This is a genomic window from Streptomyces sp. BF23-19 (assembly GCF_041106355.1).
GTDB lineage: Bacteria > Actinomycetota > Actinomycetes > Streptomycetales > Streptomycetaceae > Streptomyces > Streptomyces virginiae_A.
In genome coordinates this window covers 8,366-15,243 of the sequence record NZ_JBGBPT010000137.1, presented here as the reverse complement: position 1 = coordinate 15,243, position 6,878 = coordinate 8,366, and the positions used below count along the sequence as shown (strand labels likewise).

Annotated in this window: 5 protein-coding genes; 4 read left to right on the top strand and 1 reads right to left on the bottom strand. The window is 74.6% G+C overall.

The features are described 5' to 3' along the window. The 3 genes from cobT to AB8A24_RS41310 form a co-directional block, all read left to right on the top strand. Positions 1-2,393, top strand: a 2,393-nt coding sequence (gene cobT / locus AB8A24_RS41320; RefSeq protein WP_369479074.1) for a nicotinate-nucleotide--dimethylbenzimidazole phosphoribosyltransferase, incomplete at its 5' end; no start/stop codon positions are given. Between the two features lie 283 nt (positions 2,394-2,676). Then, the gene (gene cobA, locus AB8A24_RS41315) at positions 2,677-3,921 is read left to right on the top strand and encodes a uroporphyrinogen-III C-methyltransferase (RefSeq protein WP_266389424.1); all 1,245 of its coding nucleotides are present in this window, start codon (positions 2,677-2,679) and stop codon (positions 3,919-3,921) included. 42 nt (positions 3,922-3,963) lie between these two features. Next, complete coding sequence (locus AB8A24_RS41310; RefSeq protein ID WP_266389421.1) at positions 3,964-4,785, top strand: RNA methyltransferase; 822 nt, start codon at positions 3,964-3,966, stop codon at positions 4,783-4,785. Between the two features lie 8 nt (positions 4,786-4,793). Here AB8A24_RS41310 and AB8A24_RS41305 read toward each other — a convergent pair whose 3' ends face one another. Then, the gene (locus AB8A24_RS41305) at positions 4,794-6,011 is read right to left on the bottom strand and encodes a protein kinase (RefSeq protein ID WP_328964031.1); all 1,218 of its coding nucleotides are present in this window, start codon (positions 6,009-6,011) and stop codon (positions 4,794-4,796) included. A gap of 551 nt (positions 6,012-6,562) precedes the next feature. Between AB8A24_RS41305 and AB8A24_RS41300 the strand changes: the two genes are divergently transcribed. Then, positions 6,563-6,748, top strand: coding sequence for a hypothetical protein (locus AB8A24_RS41300; protein ID WP_030723551.1), 186 nt, complete (start codon positions 6,563-6,565; stop codon positions 6,746-6,748). The last annotated feature ends 130 nt before the right edge of the window (positions 6,749-6,878 follow it).

Sequence of the window (6,878 nt, the reverse complement as noted above, 5' to 3'; positions counted from 1 at the left end):
CCGTGGAGCCGACCCCGGCCCCCGCCCCGGCAGAAGCGGTGGTCCGGCCCGAGCCCGTCGCGGTCGAGCCCGAGCCGAAGCCGGAGCCGGTCGCGGTCGAGCCGGCGGCCGCCGAGCCGGTCGCCGTCGAGCCCGTCGCCGTCGAGCCCGCGCCGGCGCCCGAGCCCGAGCCGGTCGCCCCGGTGGAGCCGGTGACCGCCGCCGTGGCCGAGCCGGTCCTGCCCGAGCCGGTCCTGCCCGAGGCCGTCGCGGTCGAGCCGCAGCCGCAGCCGGAGCCGCAGATCGAGCCGCAGCCGGTCGTGGCCGAGCCCGCCGCCGTGGAATCCCAGCCCGAGCCCGTGCTCGTGGCCGAGCCCGTCGTGGCCGAGCCGGTGCAGCCGGAAGCCGCCCCCGCGGAGCAGCCCGAGGCTCCGGCGGAGCCCGAGCCGGTGCTCGCCGCCCCGGCCGTCGTGGCCGAGCCGGCCCCGGCGCAGCCCGTCCAGCCGCAGACCGTCCGGCCGGAGCCGGAGCCGGAGCCCGAGCCCGAGCCGGAGCAGGCGTCGGAGCAGGCGCCCCTCCAGATCCACCCCGAGGGCGCCCCGGAGCCGGTTCCGGCGGAGCAGGCCGAGGCGCAGCCCGAGGCCGAGCCCGTGGTGGACGCCCCCGCCGAGCCCTCCGCGGGCGAGGCGGCCCCCGGCTACGCCGACGCCGAGCGCGAGGCCGTCCTGCGCGTCATGCGCGAGCGCCGCGACATCCGCAAGGGGTTCCGTACCGACCCGATCCCGCACGAGGTGCTGCTCCGCGTCCTGGAAGCGGCCCACACCGCGCCCAGCGTCGGCCACTCGCAGCCCTGGGACTTCGTCGTCATCCGCTCCGCCGAGACCCGCCGGACGATGCACGAGCTCGCCCAGCGCCAGCGCGAGGCGTACGCGAAGTCGCTGCCCAAGGGCCGGGCGAAGCAGTTCAAGGAACTCAAGATCGAGGCCATCCTCGACACCCCGGTCAACATCGTCGTCACCGCCGACCCCACCCGGGGCGGGCGCCACACCCTCGGCCGACACACCCAGCCGCAGATGGCCCCGTACTCCTCGGCCCTCGCCGTCGAGAACCTCTGGCTCGCCGCGCGCGCCGAGGGCCTCGGCGTCGGCTGGGTCAGCTTCTTCGACGAGCGCGAGATGGTCCGCGAGCTGGGCCTGCCCGAGCACCTCGAAGTCGTCGCCTACCTCTGCGTCGGCTATGTCGACGAGTTCCCCGAGGAGCCCGAGCTGGCCCAGGCCGGCTGGTCGCAGCGCCGCCCGCTCTCCTGGGTGGTCCACGAGGAGACCTACGGCCGCCGCGCGCTGCCCGGCGAGGAGCCGCACGACCTGCTCTCGGAGACGGTCGCCAGCATCCGCCCCCTCGACGCGAAGGCCCTGGGCGAGGCCTGGGAGCGCCAGAAGCGCATGACCAAGCCCGCCGGAGCCCTGGGCATGCTGGAGATCATCTCCGCGCAGCTGTCCGGGCTCTCCCGGGTCTGCCCGCCGCCGATCCCGGAGCCGGCCGCGGTCGCGATCTTCGCCGGTGACCACGGCGTGCACGCCCAGGGCGTCACCCCGTGGCCGCAGGAGGTCACCACCCAGATGGTGGCCAACTTCCTGGGCGGCGGAGCGGTCTGCAACGCCTTCGCCAACCAGGTCGGCGCCGAGGTGTGCGTGATCGACGTCGGCGTCGCGGGCGACCTCCCGGCCACCCCGGGCCTGCTCCCGCGCAAGGTCCGCCCGGGCACCGCCGACCTCTCCACCGGCCCCGCCATGACCCGCGAGGAAGCCGTCGCGGCCATCGAGGTGGGCATCGAGACGGCCCGCGACCTCGTCGCGGCGGGCAACAAGGCGCTCCTCACGGGTGAGATGGGCATCGCGAACACCACGGTGTCCGCCGCCCTCATCTCGGTCTTCACCGGTGTCGACCCGGCCGAGGTGACCGGCCGCGGCACGGGCATCAACGACGAGACGCACGCCCGCAAGGTCGAGGTCGTCCGCCGCGCCCTGGAGCTCCACCAGCCCGACCCGGCGGACCCGATCGGCGTCCTCGCGGCGATCGGCGGCCTGGAGCACGCGGCCATCGTCGGTCTCCTCCTCGGCGGCGCGTCGCTGCGTACTCCGGTGATCCTGGACGGCGTCAGCGCCGGAGCCGCCGCCCTGGTGGCCCGCGCCATCGCCCCGGAGTCCCTGTCGGCGTGCATCGCGGGCCACCGCAGCGCCGAGCCGGGCCACGTGGCGGCGCTGAACAAGCTGGGCCTGCGCCCGCTGGTCGACCTGGACCTCCGCCTCGGCGAGGGCACGGGCGCCCTCCTCGCGCTCCCCCTGGTGCAGAGCGCGGCCCGCGCGATGCACGAGGTGGCCACCTTCGACTCGGCAGGCGTCACGGAGAAGTAGTACTCCGGCGGACCGTGGGGCGGGGACACTCCGGGTGTCCCCGCAGGTCGAGCGAACCCACCGCCGGTCGCAGGCCGGTCCGGCCCGACCCCGGCCCCGCCGGCGTTCGAGGCGCGGGGTCCGGGGCGGAGTCCCGGGAGGCCGGGCGCAGCCCCCGTCCGCGCCTCGGGACGATCCGCGCCGTATGGTGGACCAGCACAAAGAAGCCGCACGTCAGTACACCGCCGCTCCAGCGCCGCAGCGGCACGCAAGAGCACCGCCGCCCCCAGGAGCCGCATCCGCCATGGCCGACACCCCCGCCTACCCCGTAGGACTCCGCCTGGCCGGCCGCCGTGTCGTCGTCATCGGCGGCGGACAGGTCGCGCAGCGCCGCCTTCCCGCGCTCATCGCGGCCGGCGCCGACGTCCTGCTCATCTCGCCCTCCGCCACCCCCTCCGTGGACGCCATGGCCGAGACCGGCGAGATCCGCTGGGAGCGCCGCCGCTACCAGGACGGCGACCTCGCCGACGCCTGGTACGCGCTGATCGCCACCCAGAACCGCGAGGACAACGAGCGCGCCTCCGCCGAGGCCGAGCGCGAGCGCGTCTGGTGCGTGCGCGCCGACGACGCCTCCGCGGCCACCGCCTGGACCCCCGCGACCGGCCGCATCGAGGGCGTCACCGTCGCCGTGCTGACCGGCAACGACCCCCGCCGCTCCGCGGCCGTCCGCGACGCCGTCGTCGAAGGCCTGCGCGACGGCACCCTCACCGCTCCCGCCCACCGGCACAAGGCCACCCCCGGCGTGGCCCTCGTCGGCGGCGGTCCGGGCGACCCGGACCTGATCACCGTGCGCGGCCGCCGGCTCCTCGCCGAGGCCGACGTGGTCATCGCCGACCGGCTCGGCCCCCGCGACCTGCTCGACGAGCTGCCGCCGCACGTCGAGGTCATCGACGCCGCGAAGATCCCGTACGGCCGGTTCATGGCCCAGGAGGCCATCAACAACGCCCTGATCGAGCACGCCAAGGCCGGCAAGGCCGTGGTCCGGCTCAAGGGCGGGGACCCGTATGTCTTCGGTCGCGGCATGGAGGAGCTCCAGGCCCTCGCCGAGGCCGGTATCCCCTGCACCGTCGTTCCCGGTATCTCCAGCTCCATCTCGGTGCCCGGCGCCGTCGGCATCCCGGTCACCCACCGCGGTGTCGCGCACGAGTTCACCGTGGTCAGCGGCCACGTCGGCCCCGACGACCCGCGCTCGCTCGTGGACTGGGCCTCCCTCGCCAAGCTCACCGGCACCCTGGTGATCCTCATGGGCGTCGACAAGATCGGCCTGATCGCCGAGGCGCTGGTGCGGCACGGCCGCTCCGCGGAGACCCCCGTCGCGGTGATCCAGGAGGGCACCACCGCCACCCAGCGCCGGGTGGACGCCACCCTGGCCACGGTCGGCGCGACCGTGCGCGCCGAAGAGGTCCGTCCGCCGGCCGTCATCGTCATCGGCGAGGTCGTCCGCGTGAACGGCCCGGGCGACCGCACCCTCCCTACGACCGGCGCCTGACAGGCCGTTGGCACCGTACCCAGGACAAGGCAGTATCACCCTGTGGCTGATCTCATCACCATCAACGACCCCGACGACCCGCGCCTGCGCGACTACACGGGCCTGACCGACGTCGAACTCCGGCGCAGGCGCGAGCCCGCCGAAGGCCTTTTCATCGCCGAGGGCGAGAAGGTCATCAGACGCGCCAAGGACGCCGGGTACGAGATGCGCTCGATGCTGCTGTCCGCCAAGTGGGTCGACGTCATGCGCGACGTCATCGACGAACTCCCGGCACCGGTCTACGCCGTGAGCCCCGAGCTCGCCGAGCGCGTCACCGGCTACCACGTGCACCGCGGCGCCCTGGCCTCCATGCAGCGCAAGCCGCTGCCCACGGCCGAGGAACTGCTCGCCACCACCCGCCGCGTGGTCGTCATGGAAGCGGTCAACGACCACACCAACATCGGGGCCATCTTCCGCAGTGCCGCCGCCCTCGGCATGGACGCGGTGCTGCTGTCACCGGACTGCGCGGACCCGCTCTACCGCCGCTCGGTGAAGGTCTCCATGGGGGCGGTGTTCTCCGTGCCCTACGCCCGCCTGGAAGCCTGGCCGAAGAGCCTGGACTCGGTGCGTGAGGCGGGCTTCAAGCTGCTCGCCCTCACCCCGCACGAGAAGGCTACGCCGATCGACGTGGCCGCGCCGCAGTCCCTGGAACGGGTCGCGCTGATGCTGGGCGCCGAGGGCGACGGACTGTCCACACCCGCGCTGGTCGCCGCCGACGAATGGGTACGGATCCCCATGGCGCACGGCGTGGACTCGCTGAACGTGGGCGCGGCGGCCGCGGTCGCCTTCTACGCGGTGGCCCAGGGCCGCGCCCCGCAGCAGTAAGGCCGGGGCTACAGCTTCTGGGCCGCCGCGATGCCCAGCGCCACGATCAGCGTCACCACGACGAACACGATCAGCCGCTGCCGCATCAGCTTCGGATCCGGCCGTGAGGGCCGCCGTCCCGTCCCCGTCGTCCTGGGGGCCGGACGGCCGCCCGTACGCCCCGAGGTCGGCCGTGAGGACGGGCCGCCGGGGTGCTGCGGGTTGCGGGAGGACGAGGGCCGCGAGTGCGGGCCGCTCGGGGTGCCGCCCTGGGCCCGGGGCGTGGTGCTGCCGCCGGTACGACGCTCCGTACGCCGGCCGGGGTACTCCTCGGCCGCGCCGCCGATCCGCTCCGCCTCGGGGAGCAGGCCGGTCGGCCGCTCGACCCGGGCCCGCTGGGCCGGCGGGCGCCCGTCGGAGAGCCCCTGTGCCTCGCGGGCAGCGATCTCCTTGAGCCGCATCGACAGCTGGAGCGTGCTGGGCCGCTCCTCGGGATCCTTGGCGAGGCAGGCCCGTACCAGGGGTGCCAGCGCGTCCGGCACGCCCTGGAGGTGCGGCTCCTCGTGCACCACGCGGTACAGCATGACCTCGGAACTGCCGTGCCCGAAGGGTGAGTCGGCGGTGGCCGCGTAGGCCAGCGTGGCGCCGAGGGCGAAGACGTCGGTGGCCGGGGTGACGGCGGCGCCGCGCACCTGCTCGGGTGCGAGGAACCCGGGGGAGCCGACGGCCGTACCCACATGGGTGAGGGTGCTCGCACCGGTGGCCCAGGCGATGCCGAAGTCGATGATCCGCGGGCCCTTGGGCGACAGCAGGATGTTCGAGGGCTTGAGGTCCCGGTGCACGACGCCCGCCTCGTGGACGGCGACCAGGCCCTCGGAGAGCGCGGCGCCCACGGCGGCGATCTGCGCGGCCGTCAGAGGGCCTTCCTCGGCCACCCTGTCGTGCAGCGAGGGGCCGGGTACGTACTGGGTCGCGAACCAGGGGCGCTCGGCCTCCAGGTCCGCCGCCACCAGGCGCGCCGTGCAACCGCCCCGGATCCGCCGGGCGGCGGAGACCTCGCGGGCGAACCGCGAGCGGAACTCCTGGTCCTCGGCCAGATCCGGCCGGATGACCTTGAGCGCGACACGCTGCCCGCGCCGGTCCGATCCCAGGTAGACCACGCCCATGCCGCCGGCGCCGAGCCGCCGGTGCAGTCTGAACGAGCCGACGACACGCGGGTCCTCGCGCCGGAGCCGCATCATCGCCATGTCCACCCCGCTGACCGGTCGTCCTGTTGACGTGGCACAGCTTACGGACCATCCGGCATGCGTGCTCAGAGGCCGCGCCCTCGCCGGGGGATTCGATTGTCAGTGCGGCACAGCACACGTGAGGGGGCGCCGGCGCTGCCGTCGGGGCGTTCCCTCGGGGCGATCCACCCGGCCAAACACCCCTTGGCGCACGGGGATTGGAGTCCCGGAGCAGGTCAGGGCCCGCTCCGGCGCGACCGCGGGCGACTCCCGGCCGAGTCGATCTTGTCGGCGGCCGGTGGGCGGACACGCGGCCACAGGGAGTGACGCAAGTGAGCGAAGTCACTACCCTCCGGTCATCCCCTCCGGGAAGACCCCCACGATCGGGGAGCGGTCTCCACCCAGGGGAGTACACGGGGGAGGCCCCGTCATCCTCCCGGAGGCCCGGCAATGGGTACGAGGGCATGAGGCCAGGAGCCGCCCGCCCGCCTAGTGTTGAAGACAAGCGGCGGGTGGCGCACTCGTCCCCCGAGGTCACGAGCCCGCCGCTGCCAGACGACAGGGAGAGGACCATGGCGGACATCGCACGGCAAGGGCGCAAGGCATTCGCGTTCAACGGCCACGAGTCCGGTACCCGCCACCCACTGGTGGCCGCGGCCATGGTGCTCCCCCTGGCCGCCCTGCTGCTCTTCCTCTTCGGAGGCTTCGATCAGCTGGCGGCACAGGCGTCGTCCGTGGGCGTGATGCTGGGGCGCTGAGCGGCGCCCCAGGTCCGGGAGAGCGGCCCGGACCGGGACATCGGCCTGTCGAACCCCGTGGGGACGGGGGAGCGGCGGACGGACGGCAGGTGAAGGGTGCTGCCCGTACGAATGGGGAGTCGGACGGGCA

Excerpts from the sequence above, each read along its gene's own strand:
- AB8A24_RS41300 (WP_030723551.1), top strand. The coding sequence starts at position 6,563 with ATGGCGGACATCGCACGGCAAGGGCGCAAGGCATTCGCGTTCAACGGC.
- cobA (WP_266389424.1), top strand. The coding sequence starts at position 2,677 with ATGGCCGACACCCCCGCCTACCCCGTAGGACTCCGCCTGGCCGGCCGC.
- AB8A24_RS41305 (WP_328964031.1), bottom strand. The coding sequence starts at position 6,011 with ATGGCGATGATGCGGCTCCGGCGCGAGGACCCGCGTGTCGTCGGCTCG.